Below are 15,280 nucleotides of genomic sequence, written 5' to 3' on the forward strand. Positions count from 1 at the left end.
GTAATCACCATGTCTATTGAAAAACTGCAACCCTTTCTCGCCACCAGCTACGAAAACTTTCCCAAGGGCCGCACCATTGGTGCTGTGGTGCTGCGAACGACCCAATCGGAAACTATCTTCCGCACCGAGGGCACTGGGGAACCCATGTGCAGCGAGTATGTACAAGCGGGCGTAGCAGACACCGCTACCATTCCCCGCCTAGTGATGACCAAGCGCAAGCAAATTGCCCCAGAGCGGCGCAAAGGTCGCGAGTTTTTGCGAATGCACGAACTTCTGTATCCTGACCCCAAGGGCAACTCCATCTGTTCTCTCAATACCAACGCTCCTTGTGAGATGTGTATTGACTGCTTCCTCTATGGCTTTGCTGCTGGAGGCGAAGGGGCGCAAAAAAGCCGGGTGTGGACAGAAGATGCCTTTAGCGTACTGCCCTCTACTGAACTGATTGGCGATCGCACTATCAATGCCATCTTTGAAACGGGCACCATGCGGGACGAAGAAGGCAAAGCCTCTACGGCCCTTAACACCAGCGAATATATCAAGCCAGGGGTTCATTTTCTCGATATCGTCACTTTCAAAGACGTGACCGCTGACGAGCTACGCTACGCCCTGGGCAACATTTTGCTAACCTCTCGCTATGGCGCTGTTTCCAGTCGGGTTGGCCGCATGGAGAACCAAATTCTGGGTATCTTTGGCGGCATTGCCGAACTTCCGAGTTCTCTGGAACTGGTGCAGGCCACTTATGACAGGCTACCAACCGACCAGCGAGAGCATCCCCTCAACACTAATGCTTTAGTCGCCGCTGCACAAGAAGTCATTTCAACCTGGACGAATAAGCGAGGGATTTCAGTGCAACTCTCCGCAACCGAGTTAGACGAGTTGATTGCTGATGTAGACCGCCATCTTTCGCCCGACGACCAAGCCAATTTCCTCAAGCGGCTTAATGAAGCTTACGAACCCATGCGTAAGATCCAGGCTGCCTCAAAGAAAAAGGGCAAAGGCAAAGAGCAGGAGGCGTAATCCATGACACAAGTCGCGCTAGAGCCTCAAACCACCCCACCTCCCTACAGAACGGCTCAACTGATCGAGCTATGGTGCGCTGAGCCGGTCTTCTTTGCCTCCAGAGAGCTATCAGATACCTACTACACCGAAGGCACTATCGGGAACTATGCCCTGGCTTATGCCTTGGGCTGGGCGCGATCGCCCTATCGGTTGCTCGGAGAAGCCACCGGGCGACCCACCTATCTCGAAGATCTCACCCCCTTGTCTGGTCAGCGCTATATTCTCCCAGCCTGGCCTATAGAAAACTCAGCCTCTTTTCGCTTTGAACGATTCAACGCGCTATCAGACTCCTACTGGTATGCCATGACCAACAACCGGGTGGCGACTGCTAGAGAAGACTTGCCTCTAAAGCGCACGGGCACTAAGCCCAACACCTTTCGTCCCAGCAACTTTCCACAAACGGGGCGATTGCGAGTTATTGAGCGAGGCAACCGATTTCAAACTATTCATTTTGGCGATGGCGAACTGCCTGAATACATCCGAGTCGGCAAGTTTATGAGCAAAGTCAGAGTTGAGATTGTGAAAACAGTCAGTGTGACCGCCCTGCCTCCAGGGGAATACAACTGCCAAGCTTATCTCAACTCAGCCGATCTCCCTACTGGTTTAAGCTTATTGAGTTTTGACCTGATTTCAATTCCCCCGGCTTCGTTGCTCAAAAACCTGCAATTTAGCGGAGCAGGCTGGCAAGTAGGCGACTACACTCTCCCTGCCAACCTAGAATTTTGTGGAGGTCGAAATCATGGATAACCTCAGAATTCAGCTCGAACCCCGCAGCATCGCCACTTGCCCTAATCCAAGCCTGCCGGCTGAACTGCTAAAAGCCTTTGGTCATGGTGTTCTCCAACACCAGGTCGAAGTCTATGAAGCAGCCAAGACCCACGATATTATTCTTGATTTGGCACCGACCGGAACCGGCAAAACAAAGGCAGGACTGAGCGTTATTCACCATAATCGCAATCGCAATGCGATTTATATCGCCCCTACTAATGCTCTCATCGAACAGCAGTCCGAAGCTGCTCAAACGTTTGTTGATGTCACTGGACTCCCTCACGTCGTCGTTGCTGCCTCTGCTAAACAGGTGAGAGAATGGCCGGATGACAGGGTTGGGCCGCGTCCAGGAGAGAAGATCTATAACCTGCTAAGGGAGCCTGCCACAATTTTTCCTGAGTATGGCGGCCGGCCTCTGCTCCTAGTCACAAATCCAGATATCTTCTACTACGCAGCCTTTTTTCAATACGGTTCTAAAGATAGAAGTAACATCGCGAGTGAGTTTTACAGCAGTTTCTCAACGATTATTTTTGACGAGTTTCATCTCTACGATGCAAAGCAGCTTGTTAGCTTGCTGTTCTACCTGGTCTTGTCTCAGGTCTTCAGGTATTTTGAGCATGGACGCAAAATAGTTCTTTTAACAGCAACTCCCGAACCTGCCTGTGAAGCAGCTTTAAACCTCCTGCAAAAAGAAGGAGTCAAAATTCAAAAAGTTGACGGACAAAGTGGCAAGAGTCATCAAATACCCTCCCAAACTTCAGTCAATCTGGAAATTCGCAAACAGATAGACAAAGAAAGCCTAATCGTCGAGATAACCGATGAAGTTGTAAATCGACTTCAGAAACAGCCCGATCAACACGGAGCTGTCATATTAGACTCGAAAGATACGCTTAATCGTATTGCAGATCAGCTAAGACAGAAAGTTGAAGAACATCATTTTGGGCGAATTATTGGAAATACTCCAAAAGAACAGCGGCACTCGGCAGCCCAAAAACAAGTCATTTTGGCAACTAGCACTGTCGATGTTGGCTTTAACTTTGAGCGAGATATTGAGCCAGAACGCCAAAACCTAGACTGGCTTATTTTTTCGTCGCGCGATCGCTTCTCCTTTTGGCAGCGGATTGGTCGTGTTGGGCGAGTCTTGGGTAAGCCTGTTACTCATATTCCTTCAGAGGCGATCGCCTATCTGCCAGAAGAAGCCTGGGAACAGGACATTGCCAATCTACCTGTTGATGCTGGCCGCACTGGTTTACAACAAAAGCTTGAGGCTTTGGATTGTCTGAAGCGACCATTTCTAGACATTTACTGGCGTTCAGAAGCTTTCTTAGAAATTGCTAGACCGCTCCTTGAGCTAGAGACACAGCTAGAGGGACTTCCTCAGGCTAGTCTGATTACTGAGTTGTACAGAGTCCTGCAAACCGTTCTTCAAGGAAAACGAGACTGGGATTTCTACAAAAAACGAATGCGACTGTTACAGGGGGCAGAAAATCTTGCGAAAGTGCCGCCCGAAAAAATTCAAAAAGACTGGAAATATATTAAAGGTGGCCAGAGTTGTTTGATGAGCTTTCTCAGAACTTGCTGTCCAGAAGACTATGAAGATATTCAGACAGGTCGTGCTTCCATTACTTCAGTAGAATCCCTCCTAGAAGAAAATTTTGATCTGGCGGGGGATCTTCGTAATTACGCTAAGATTCTTCACACCAGCTATAGTCCATTGTTTCGATTTAGGGATAGCTTTTTTGAGAGTCTGAAGGTTCAGGACCCTCACAAACTTTTACTGGATGAAGCTGGGGAAGTCATAATCGATCCCATGCATCTTCTCAGATTTTACGAATTTGAATCAGATGGAGAGCAAATCATCGCTTTAAGCAGAGCGGAGCAACCTTATTCTCTGGCATTCTCTCTATGTGTCGATAGCCTAGAAGAGTTTGACAATAACTACCTTTGCAGATTATTTGCCTTTGAAAACTGCTCCATCAAGCGTATGATTGGCGACTCAACTCGTCCTACAGCCTTAATTAAAGAAATTGAGAAACAGCTAATTCCAGGGGTTGTTGTCAAAGAACATAATAAAAATCGATGGGCAATTGTCAAATTACGAAAGCAAGGACTAGAGTGCTATCCCATTCATGTTTCTGGCCGCGATCGCCCAACTCCCAAGGAATACCTATTTTTCCCCAGTCTTTCTGGCATTCTCGCGATCGCCGCTGCTGGGGTTACCTTGCAAAGTCCTGACAACGAAGAATTTTGGGTTGCTTAAGCCATGCCCCACAGTCTTATCCTCAATCTGCAAGCCCGATCGCCCATCCAGCCCGGTTATCTTACTGGAAAACATCTTCATGCGTTGTTTTTGACGCTGGTGAGTTCTGTAGATTATGAATTGGGCGATCGCCTCCATGCCCAGACTGCCAACAAAGCCTTTGCGCTCAGCCCCCTGCAAAAGGGCGATCGCCCCGATTGCTTGCAGTGGCAGCATTCTCGCCCCATTCCGGCAGAGACACCGTGCTGGTGGCGCATCTCGCTGCTGGATGATCAGCTCTTTGGCAACCTGTCTCGGCTATGGCTGAACCTAAACCCTCAGCATTCCTGGCATCTGGGGGCGGCTGATTTACACATCACCAGCATCTTGGGAACACCACAATCGACTCAGCCCTGGGCAGGCTTTGCGCCCTATCAGCAGCTATACGAAACAGCCTCGCGGGAGGAGCCGCAGATTCATTTCCGCTTTTTCACACCGACTGCCTTTCGCCAGGGGACGTTTGATTCTGCCCTGCCCAGCCGAGAAAATGTCTTTGGCAGTTTGCTGAGGCGATGGAATGAATACAGCAACATTCCGTTCCCAGAGTCGATTATCGAGCATCTATTTCCAAGTTATTTTGACATTCGCACAGAGTTGGTGAAAGATGCCCGGAGCAAGTTCATTGGCTGTGTGGGAAACCTTTCGTTTCGCATTATGGGAGCGGCAGATACGGAAACGATTCGCCAGCTCAACACGCTGGCAGACTTTGCGCTATATGCCGGAGTGGGTCGCAAAACGCCAATGGGCATGGGCATGACCCGGCGACTCGCCTAGCCACGACTCATTTCTGACCTCGTTAACTTATCCATCTACCTGAAACCGACTGAAACCGATATGGACGTGATCACCCTCTCTGTGATGATCGCTGGCTTTATGCTGGCTTGCCTAAAAGAATCGCCGCCACCCAAATCGACGGAACAGCAGTTTGGCGAGGCGCTGGGAAAATACCTGGAAAAGGGCGTAACCATTAATCTCAATTTTGATTCTCGCAAGCAAGAGCCATGAATCTTGAAGATGTACCCATTGCGGCGCTCAACCAGTACACCTATTGCCCGCATCGCTGCTGGCGGATGTTTTGTGCAGGGGAGTTTGTGGACAATCACTACACGCTGGAGGGGACGGGGCTGCACGATCGCGTCCATTCGCTGGGGGCAGGGCATCGGGAAGAGACGTGGCAAGTGCGGGCGATCTGGCTGCGGTCGGAGCGCTATGGGCTAGTGGGTAAGGCCGATTTGATCGAGGCGGAAAATGGCAAATATTACCCAGTGGAGTATAAGCGCAGCGCCACGGGCGAGTTTGAGAATGATGCCTTGCAGGTGTGCGCGCAGGCGCTATGCCTGGAGGAGATGACGGGCCAGCCGGTGACGATGGGCTATGTCTACTATGCCCAATCGCACCAGCGGCAGGCGATCGCCCTCACGCCAGAGCTACGACAGCGGGCGATCGCCACCATCGACCAAGTCAAAACCCTGCTGGAAACGGGAACCATGCCGCCTGCGGTCTATACGCCGCGTTGCAAGGGCTGTAGCCTCTATGCCCAATGTCTGCCACGAGCAGCGGCCCAGGTCAACCAATACCAGGAGAAAAGTTAGGAGACGAGTTAGGAGAAAGGTTAACAATGGGAACCGTTTATATTACTCAAGAAGATGCCTTCATTGGCAAAACCGATGAGCGGCTAAAGGTGCGGGCAAACCAAAAAACGCTGCTGGATGTGCCGCTGATCAAGGTAGATGGGATTGTGGTGCTGGGGCGGGCAACGGTGTCTCCAGCAGCAATGATTGAGCTTTTAGAACGCCAGATTCCCCTCACGTTTTTGACGGCAACGGGCCGATATCTGGGGCGACTGGAGCCGCCGCTAACAAAAAACGTGCTGCTGCGGGCTGCCCAATGGAGCGCAGCAGGAGATACAGCAGCAGCGATTCATGTCGCTCGGAGTGTAATTCGAGGAAAGCTGAAAAACTATCGCAACACGCTAATGCGTGCCCAGCGAGACTATCCTACCCTCGACTTGAAGGAAGGAATTACGCGACTGGAACAGGCGATCGCCCCAATTGACACAACAGACTCGATTGATTCTTTGCGCGGGCTAGAAGGGGCCGGCAGCGCGGCTTATTTTGCCAACTTTGGACAGTTGATTCGTCAGGAAGGATTCACCTTTTGCACCCGCAATCGCCGCCCGCCAACAGACCCGGTGAATGCGCTGCTCAGTTTCGGCTACGCGCTGTTGCGGCATGATGTGCAAGGCGCAATTAACATTGTCGGGTTTGACCCCTATCTGGGATACCTGCATGTCCAGCGCTATGGCAGACCGTCGCTGGCGCTGGATCTAATGGAAGAGTTTCGCCCACTGGTGGTAGATGCAGTAGTCCTATCGGCGGTGAATCGCAAGTCACTGACTCCTGAAGATTTCACCACTGAGCCAATTAGCCATGCAGTGGCGCTGTTGGATGAGGGGCGGCGGACGTTTTTGCGGCTCTATGAGCAAAAGAAGCAGTCCTCTTTTTCGCACCCGGTTTTGAATAAGAAATGCACGTATCAGGAGAGTTTTGAAATCCAGGCGCGGCTTTTGGCAAAGTTCTTGATGCAACAAACAGACAAATATCCACCGCTGATTATCAAATAGCAAAGCCATGTATCTGGTGATTTCCTACGACATCTCGGATGACAAGCGCCGAACTAAAATTCACAAAGTTTTGAAGTCCTACGGTCAGTGGATGCAGTTCAGCGTGTTTGAATGCACCATTACAGAAACACAGTACGCCAAGCTGCGATTGCGCCTGAGCAAGCTAATCAAACCGGAGCAAGATAGCATTCGGTTTTATACGCTCTGTGCCTGTTGCTATGGCAAAGTAGAGCGCATAGGCGGAGAGGCAGTGCGTGACGATACCATCTTTTTTGCTTAAAATTGAGCTATGCCTGCGCGAGAGGTAGGCTGTTTTTGCAGCAACCTCTGCTGAAAAGGCGGAAGGGCTTGGTCTATCTTGGGTCGGGCGATCGCTCTTGCAAGAGCGGTTCGCGCAAGCTCCCAAACGCTTGATAGACGTGCGATCGCGGTGAATGTCTAATATGACTTGGCATATCCAATCGGCTGAATATGCAAATCCGCGATCGATTCGCGCATTTGAACCTCGAAAATTGAATATACTAAGGATCACAGAGTCCCGCCGTCGCAAAACCCCCAAATCCCTTCCAGGGATTGAAACCCTTCAGGACGCACGCCGCAATCGTGAGCCGGAAGGCCCGAGGTCGCAAAACCCCCAAATCCCTTCCAGGGATTGAAACTTCGCCCGGCACCTCAGCGGTCGCGACCGGGAAGGGTCGCAAAACCCCCAAATCCCTTCCAGGGATTGAAACTTTGCGGGTACGGGCAATCTGCTCATGCAGCCGCGCCACCTTGTCGCAAAACCCCCAAATCCCTTCCAGGGATTGAAACTTCTGAGTAAAAGGCAGGGCGAAATGCATCAATGGGGGTCGCAAAACCCCCAAATCCCTTCCAGGGATTGAAACAGCATCTTAAGTGAAGGCGTCCAGGAAGGGAATCTGCGTCGCAAAACCCCCAAATCCCTTCCAGGGATTGAAACAGCGCAACCGGGCAGAACACCACAACTTTGTCGATGCGTCGCAAAACCCCCAAATCCCTTCCAGGGATTGAAACTTGTTGGAGTGGGGGCGACAGACTGACCAGACTGGCGGTCGCAGTCGCAAAACCCCCAAATCCCTTCCAGGGATTGAAACGGGGCGATCGCCACGGAACTACGGCAACGGTGGGAAGGACTGTCGCAAAACCCCCAAATCCCTTCCAGGGATTGAAACCAATGTATTGCTTGATGATGGACAAGGGCGCGCCGCCACAGGAGTCGCAAAACCCCCAAATCCCTTCCAGGGATTGAAACTCGCTTCTTTGAGCCGTTCAACGTAGCCGCCGCGATCGAGTGTCGCAAAACCCCCAAATCCCTTCCAGGGATTGAAACCAGCTACCGCTTCGCTGGGCGTGATGTATACTTATGGGTCGCAAAACCCCCAAATCCCTTCCAGGGATTGAAACACGGCTCCGTAGCGGTTGAGCGATTCTTCAGACCGCAGCCCGTCGCAAAACCCCCAAATCCCTTCCAGGGATTGAAACAGCGAAACTAGCCGCCGCGCTTCCGGGCGGAAGGTTCCGTCGCAAAACCCCCAAATCCCTTCCAGGGATTGAAACAAGCCCTACGGCATCGCCAGAGAGCTGCGCGACTGTCGCAAAACCCCCAAATCCCTTCCAGGGATTGAAACGATAGCCTTGTGCGATCCAGCGCCTATTTCTTTCAGGTCGCAAAACCCCCAAATCCCTTCCAGGGATTGAAACTCTGGTGGATGCTGCCAACCTGCGGCTCAATAACCAGTCGCAAAACCCCCAAATCCCTTCCAGGGATTGAAACTGAGCAAAGTTGCGATCGCCCCAGTTGCCAAACGGCGGATTGGTCGCAAAACCCCCAAATCCCTTCCAGGGATTGAAACTGAGCAAAGTTGCGATCGCCCCAGTTGCCAAACGGCGGGTCGCAAAACCCCCAAATCCCTTCCAGGGATTGAAACTGGAGTTGACGCGCGCAACGGTGTCGCCAGTATGAGTCGCAAAACCCCCAAATCCCTTCCAGGGATTGAAACTTGATGGGTATGAACGGGAAATGCGGTTCAACCCAGGTCGCAAAACCCCCAAATCCCTTCCAGGGATTGAAACATCGGGATCTCGCACGAGTGATGTTGACCCGTCAGTCGCAAAACCCCCAAATCCCTTCCAGGGATTGAAACCTGAGATCGCTGGGATAGAGCCGCGATACTACGATTTGTCGCAAAACCCCCAAATCCCTTCCAGGGATTGAAACCTCTCCAGATCGCCGGATGCCCGTCACGAACTATGGGGTCGCAAAACCCCCAAATCCCTTCCAGGGATTGAAACCTATGTGCAGCTCGTCAATGAGGGTAAGCCGTTCCGTCGCAAAACCCCCAAATCCCTTCCAGGGATTGAAACTCTGTGGTCGAATCCACAAAAAATTGCTCTCTCAACGGTCGCAAAACCCCCAAATCCCTTCCAGGGATTGAAACCATCACAAAATGGTTTCAGTTCGGCTTGCTCATTGCGTCGCAAAACCCCCAAATCCCTTCCAGGGATTGAAACGCCAGGAAGCCAGTCCGTCAGGCAGGGAACAAAGATCGGTCGCAAAACCCCCAAATCCCTTCCAGGGATTGAAACTGTCGGGCAAAAACTGGCAAAGCTTGGAATTCAAAATTGCCGGTCGCAAAACCCCCAAATCCCTTCCAGGGATTGAAACGAATTCGTGTGCGTGTGACTGCCTGTAGTAGAGATTGTCGCAAAACCCCCAAATCCCTTCCAGGGATTGAAACAAAAATCGTTGGGAGTGAGTTTCTGAGGCGCGAAAGTCGCAAAACCCCCAAATCCCTTCCAGGGATTGAAACCGGAGATTGGCTCCCAGATCGCCTAGATCGAGCTTAGGGTCGCAAAACCCCCAAATCCCTTCCAGGGATTGAAACCTCAGCTACGTGATAGGCGATCGCATTCAATTGATTGTCGCAAAACCCCCAAATCCCTTCCAGGGATTGAAACACTTCCTCGGAGAATCGGAAACGGGCTAGGGGAGGGTCGCAAAACCCCCAAATCCCTTCCAGGGATTGAAACTGGCGTCTACAACGTGCCCTACGGGCATTACCGAAAGATCAAGTCGCAAAACCCCCAAATCCCTTCCAGGGATTGAAACATCCCTACACTCTCGTGTGGGCGCAGCAGGGTTCCGCAAACGTCGCAAAACCCCCAAATCCCTTCCAGGGATTGAAACCCAATTTACACAGAAACCTCCAACAGGAGGGATCGGTCGCAAAACCCCCAAATCCCTTCCAGGGATTGAAACGATTTCACATGAAACGTCGCGGGGCACCCACCCTTGTCGCAAAACCCCCAAATCCCTTCCAGGGATTGAAACCGCAATACCGGTGATCGCAATTTCCAAAATATCGTTCGTCGCAAAACCCCCAAATCCCTTCCAGGGATTGAAACTGACGCGGATCATTCTCTCCCAAGACTTGCGAACGGAGGTCGCAAAACCCCCAAATCCCTTCCAGGGATTGAAACCCATACCAGAGTGCGATCGCCATTCCGTCAGGGCTGACAACTGTCGCAAAACCCCCAAATCCCTTCCAGGGATTGAAACTGGGTGGCGCGGATATCGCCCAACGGCGTTGCCGTCAGGGTCGCAAAACCCCCAAATCCCTTCCAGGGATTGAAACGAAGGGCAGTCTGAAACATTTTGAAAAATGGCAAAAGCGACGAAGCTGGTCGCAAAACCCCCAAATCCCTTCCAGGGATTGAAACGAAGGGCAGTTGCGAATCTACGCCCTCAACGTTGCACCGTCGCAAAACCCCCAAATCCCTTCCAGGGATTGAAACCAGTCGGACGGGACGTTGACACTGAAAGATCTCAAGGTCGCAAAACCCCCAAATCCCTTCCAGGGATTGAAACTGTGGATCTTCTCGATCGGGGGTGGCGCGAGCAGTCCGTCGCAAAACCCCCAAATCCCTTCCAGGGATTGAAACCTCACGATCGTGAGGGTGTTGCTTAGTTTTGGTGCTTCTGGGTCGCAAAACCCCCAAATCCCTTCCAGGGATTGAAACCGGGATAAGTACGGATTGGGGGAAGATAAGATACGCTACGCCTGTCGCAAAACCCCCAAATCCCTTCCAGGGATTGAAACTTGCGCCAGGATGGCGTTGCGGAGCAGCACCACGATTGTCGCAAAACCCCCAAATCCCTTCCAGGGATTGAAACTTGCGATCGCTTTGCTGCATCTAAGCCAGTTCGTGTCGCAAAACCCCCAAATCCCTTCCAGGGATTGAAACGGCATCGCGGGGCACCCACCCTTCCATATGAGAGTGTCGCAAAACCCCCAAATCCCTTCCAGGGATTGAAACCTATCTACTCTAAGGGAGGCGCAAAAGGAGATCAGAAGTCGCAAAACCCCCAAATCCCTTCCAGGGATTGAAACGTTAGCCACTACAGCTTGCATGCCCACCAGCCCGTTTGTCGCAAAACCCCCAAATCCCTTCCAGGGATTGAAACTTGAGTTGATCCAAATTGCACCAATTCAGTTGCAAAGTCGCAAAACCCCCAAATCCCTTCCAGGGATTGAAACCAAGAGTAGCCAGGTACGATCCGTGGGTACGATCCGTGGGGTCGCAAAACCCCCAAATCCCTTCCAGGGATTGAAACCAAGTGGGCTGGCAAATCTTCAAACGAGAGAACCCGCGCAAAGTCGCAAAACCCCCAAATCCCTTCCAGGGATTGAAACCTCTGTACTGCTGCTTTTGCGTAGATCGACGCAGGTCGCAAAACCCCCAAATCCCTTCCAGGGATTGAAACACTTCGACTGCGTATTCGTAGCCAGGGAATTCAAGTCGCAAAACCCCCAAATCCCTTCCAGGGATTGAAACCGTTTGCCCGCTCAAACGGAGCTAGCCCATAGTTCGTCGCAAAACCCCCAAATCCCTTCCAGGGATTGAAACCTTTGACCAGCTCGTTCGTCCTACTTTTGCGGAAGCCCGATGGTCGCAAAACCCCCAAATCCCTTCCAGGGATTGAAACTCATCACGGGGGGCGCGTTGCCGAGTTGATTGAAGCGTCGCAAAACCCCCAAATCCCTTCCAGGGATTGAAACGGTACGCTACCGGATCGCTGTAGTGTCGTGAGCGCTTGTCGCAAAACCCCCAAATCCCTTCCAGGGATTGAAACTTCAATCAGGTTTAGTGCGGCTTGAGTTGTGGATTCCGTCGCAAAACCCCCAAATCCCTTCCAGGGATTGAAACCAAAGGTACGGTGCATCGCGAAGACCGGCACTTGCTGGTCGCAAAACCCCCAAATCCCTTCCAGGGATTGAAACCGATCGGCTAGAGCTGCTGCCAACTCCCCGCAGGGTCGAGCCATCCGCGTCGCAAAACCCCCAAATCCCTTCCAGGGATTGAAACATTCAGACCCGCGAGGGCTGGATCATTTTTGAGTCGCAAAACCCCCAAATCCCTTCCAGGGATTGAAACCCAACCGTGCCGAGACTCCAGGAGACAAGGTGTTCCCGGTCGCAAAACCCCCAAATCCCTTCCAGGGATTGAAACTACAGTCTGGATGCCCAGCCGAGCTTTGTGGAGTGGCTGTCGCAAAACCCCCAAATCCCTTCCAGGGATTGAAACTTTGGGTGTGATAGGCGAGGGCAACTTGCGTCTGTGGGTCGCAAAACCCCCAAATCCCTTCCAGGGATTGAAACGCATGTATTTCTGCGCCTGCCTGGGGGTCATGGTGTCGCAAAACCCCCAAATCCCTTCCAGGGATTGAAACTATACGGCTTGACCCAATCCACTGAAACCAAATGGTCGCAAAACCCCCAAATCCCTTCCAGGGATTGAAACTAAACCGCTTCTATCGCCGTCGAGTGCGATCGCCCGTCGCAAAACCCCCAAATCCCTTCCAGGGATTGAAACTATGCGGTACTGAAGGGCAAAATTCGTAGCCTGATGGTCGCAAAACCCCCAAATCCCTTCCAGGGATTGAAACTCCTTAGCGGCCCATCGGTTGGTGTCGGGATTGAAGGTCGCAAAACCCCCAAATCCCTTCCAGGGATTGAAACGGGGTCGTCGACGGCATTGGGCGCGCCAATCAAATTCTGGAGGGTCGCAAAACCCCCAAATCCCTTCCAGGGATTGAAACTCTCTTATTTCGTGCAATCGATCTGGGTGAAAAAGCACGGTCGCAAAACCCCCAAATCCCTTCCAGGGATTGAAACCGACCTACAACCACGGATCTCACAGTGACCGGGTTGGCGCGTCGCAAAACCCCCAAATCCCTTCCAGGGATTGAAACACAATGCTTTTTACGTCGTTCGAGCCTACGCCCAGGTCGCAAAACCCCCAAATCCCTTCCAGGGATTGAAACTGCGTGTTTCCGGGTGATCCGCTAGAAGGATTCGGGTCGCAAAACCCCCAAATCCCTTCCAGGGATTGAAACCTGATTTAGGCACCCGCCGATCGTACCCACCGATGGTCGCAAAACCCCCAAATCCCTTCCAGGGATTGAAACTGGCAAAAACAGCGATCTAATCTCAGAGGTATCTTTCGGTCGCAAAACCCCCAAATCCCTTCCAGGGATTGAAACACACGCTGATTGTGCCGCCAGAAAACTTTGGGGCAGAGGTCGCAAAACCCCCAAATCCCTTCCAGGGATTGAAACGACCTATCAAGAATTCACACAGAAGCCTCTAGAATCGCCTAGGGTCGCAAAACCCCCAAATCCCTTCCAGGGATTGAAACTTCTAAAATCCAGGAGGAATCCACAATCCCACTATCGGTCGCAAAACCCCCAAATCCCTTCCAGGGATTGAAACCAACCACCTCGAACGACAAGCCAGAGAAGCGATCGGTCGCAAAACCCCCAAATCCCTTCCAGGGATTGAAACGTCGTACGAGAGGGTGGTCGTCGTACTAAGGGGCGGGTCGCAAAACCCCCAAATCCCTTCCAGGGATTGAAACCTGTACAGTCAGTACGGGCAAGGCCCCCACATCGGTCGCAAAACCCCCAAATCCCTTCCAGGGATTGAAACCCTGCCTTGTACTCTAGCCCCAATTGCTCTCGCAAGTCGCAAAACCCCCAAATCCCTTCCAGGGATTGAAACGTGAACGAGTTTCTATTTGATCTTGAAGCAGAGGCAGCGGTCGCAAAACCCCCAAATCCCTTCCAGGGATTGAAACCTGCATTACCGATCTCAATTCCAGCGGCCTTAGCAGTCGCAAAACCCCCAAATCCCTTCCAGGGATTGAAACTGTGGGAAGGAAGGCGGCGATCGCACGAAAAGCGCACAGGTCGCAAAACCCCCAAATCCCTTCCAGGGATTGAAACAGCACGGCAATTCGTATCTGAAAATAGGCAGCGTGGCAGGTCGCAAAACCCCCAAATCCCTTCCAGGGATTGAAACTGCTTTTGCTATCAGGAATTGAGTTACCGATCAACCAGGGTCGCAAAACCCCCAAATCCCTTCCAGGGATTGAAACAAGAGGGCTTTGAGAAGCTTTCCAAAGTCGATGCAACCCTCTCGGTCGCAAAACCCCCAAATCCCTTCCAGGGATTGAAACCCAGCGTCCCTTCCAGAATACTGAATCCAGGAACAAGGGTCGCAAAACCCCCAAATCCCTTCCAGGGATTGAAACTCTACACCGAGGCGATCCTTGCGGATCGCTACTAGGTCGCAAAACCCCCAAATCCCTTCCAGGGATTGAAACCGATTGGAAGGCACAGCGCTGGGTGTATTGTGATGCCAGGTCGCAAAACCCCCAAATCCCTTCCAGGGATTGAAACTGATGCTAGCAAAATATGCTATCATTAAAGAAGGTAGGGGTCGCAAAACCCCCAAATCCCTTCCAGGGATTGAAACCAACCTTTGATTTTCAGAACCTCTTTCAAATCACGTCGCAAAACCCCCAAATCCCTTCCAGGGATTGAAACAGAGTCGAAGATCTTGAGGAGGAGATCGAAGAAGTCCAAGAGGGTCGCAAAACCCCCAAATCCCTTCCAGGGATTGAAACGACGGAATCTCTGCTGAAGTGGAGATTCTTTCTAAGGTCGCAAAACCCCCAAATCCCTTCCAGGGATTGAAACTGGAACTCGCCGACTATCCTGAGGTCTGGCAGAGATTCTGCGTCGCAAAACCCCCAAATCCCTTCCAGGGATTGAAACGAATTCACCAAATCACCACCCGTCTGGAACTGGGTTGCGGTCGCAAAACCCCCAAATCCCTTCCAGGGATTGAAACCCTATGGGCTGGGCTGCGCCGACGCGGGCAACGGCAGCAGCCGGACGATGTCGCAAAACCCCCAAATCCCTTCCAGGGATTGAAACATGCACGTCAATCACACGACTCTCTTTACCACCCCCGTCGCAAAACCCCCAAATCCCTTCCAGGGATTGAAACAAACGGTACCTCGCCTTTGTCGACAATCGGACGAGTGGTCGCAAAACCCCCAAATCCCTTCCAGGGATTGAAACACCTCGCTATCGTCAATCCCCAGAGCGGTAATATCAATTCTCTAAATACCCGCTACACATAGAGCATCGACAATCCAATCCCACT

The 15,280-nt window shown here is 51.9% G+C and carries 8 protein-coding genes and 1 CRISPR repeat array; all 8 genes read left to right on the forward strand.

Going from position 1 to position 15,280, the window contains the following annotated elements; translation table 11 throughout:
- Positions 1-9: 9 nt before the first annotated feature.
- Genes cas7d through cas2 form a run of 8 tightly spaced genes read left to right on the forward strand, consistent with a single transcriptional unit; the run spans position 10 to position 7,029 of the window.
- The gene (cas7d, locus tag IGS16_RS07035; RefSeq protein WP_297084532.1) at positions 10-1,017 is read left to right on the forward strand and encodes a type I-D CRISPR-associated protein Cas7/Csc2; all 1,008 of its coding nucleotides are present in this window, start codon (positions 10-12) and stop codon (positions 1,015-1,017) included.
- 3 nt (positions 1,018-1,020) lie between these two features.
- A complete protein-coding gene (gene cas5d / locus IGS16_RS07040) occupies positions 1,021-1,806 on the forward strand; it encodes a type I-D CRISPR-associated protein Cas5/Csc1 (protein WP_297084534.1) in 786 nt (261 codons plus the stop codon).
- Positions 1,799-4,087, forward strand: a complete 2,289-nt coding sequence (cas3, locus tag IGS16_RS07045; protein ID WP_297084535.1) for a type I-D CRISPR-associated helicase Cas3' — start codon at positions 1,799-1,801, stop codon at positions 4,085-4,087. Before cas5d ends, cas3 begins: the two co-directional genes overlap by 8 nt.
- Positions 4,088-4,090: 3 nt before the next feature.
- Positions 4,091-4,900, forward strand: coding sequence for a CRISPR-associated endoribonuclease Cas6 (gene cas6 / locus IGS16_RS07050; protein WP_297084537.1), 810 nt, complete (start codon positions 4,091-4,093; stop codon positions 4,898-4,900).
- A 60-nt stretch (positions 4,901-4,960) separates the two neighbouring features.
- Entirely contained in the window at positions 4,961-5,131 is a 171-nt protein-coding gene (locus IGS16_RS07055) for a hypothetical protein (protein WP_297084539.1), read from the forward strand.
- Entirely contained in the window at positions 5,128-5,718 is a 591-nt protein-coding gene (gene cas4 / locus IGS16_RS07060; RefSeq protein WP_297084541.1) for a CRISPR-associated protein Cas4, read from the forward strand. The genes IGS16_RS07055 and cas4 overlap by 4 nt, the downstream gene beginning before the upstream one ends.
- A gap of 26 nt (positions 5,719-5,744) precedes the next feature.
- Positions 5,745-6,749 (forward strand): type I-D CRISPR-associated endonuclease Cas1d, encoded by a 1,005-nt coding sequence (cas1d, locus tag IGS16_RS07065; RefSeq protein ID WP_297084542.1) that lies wholly within the window; start codon positions 5,745-5,747, stop codon positions 6,747-6,749.
- A 7-nt stretch (positions 6,750-6,756) separates the two neighbouring features.
- Positions 6,757-7,029, forward strand: a complete 273-nt coding sequence (cas2, locus tag IGS16_RS07070; protein WP_297075860.1) for a CRISPR-associated endonuclease Cas2 — start codon at positions 6,757-6,759, stop codon at positions 7,027-7,029.
- A 263-nt stretch (positions 7,030-7,292) separates the two neighbouring features.
- Positions 7,293-15,195: a CRISPR direct-repeat array (repeat unit 37 nt; unit sequence GTCGCAAAACCCCCAAATCCCTTCCAGGGATTGAAAC).
- Positions 15,196-15,280: the final 85 nt, after the last annotated feature.

The organism is Thermoleptolyngbya sp. C42_A2020_037, assembly GCF_015272455.1.
Taxonomy (GTDB): domain Bacteria; phylum Cyanobacteriota; class Cyanobacteriia; order Elainellales; family Elainellaceae; genus Thermoleptolyngbya.

Excerpts from the sequence above, each read along its gene's own strand:
- cas7d (WP_297084532.1), top strand. The coding sequence starts at position 10 with ATGTCTATTGAAAAACTGCAACCCTTTCTCGCCACCAGCTACGAAAAC.
- cas5d (WP_297084534.1), top strand. The coding sequence starts at position 1,021 with ATGACACAAGTCGCGCTAGAGCCTCAAACCACCCCACCTCCCTACAGA.
- cas3 (WP_297084535.1), top strand. The coding sequence starts at position 1,799 with ATGGATAACCTCAGAATTCAGCTCGAACCCCGCAGCATCGCCACTTGC.
- cas6 (WP_297084537.1), top strand. The coding sequence starts at position 4,091 with ATGCCCCACAGTCTTATCCTCAATCTGCAAGCCCGATCGCCCATCCAG.
- IGS16_RS07055 (WP_297084539.1), top strand. The coding sequence starts at position 4,961 with ATGGACGTGATCACCCTCTCTGTGATGATCGCTGGCTTTATGCTGGCT.
- cas4 (WP_297084541.1), top strand. The coding sequence starts at position 5,128 with ATGAATCTTGAAGATGTACCCATTGCGGCGCTCAACCAGTACACCTAT.
- cas1d (WP_297084542.1), top strand. The coding sequence starts at position 5,745 with ATGGGAACCGTTTATATTACTCAAGAAGATGCCTTCATTGGCAAAACC.
- cas2 (WP_297075860.1), top strand. The coding sequence starts at position 6,757 with ATGTATCTGGTGATTTCCTACGACATCTCGGATGACAAGCGCCGAACT.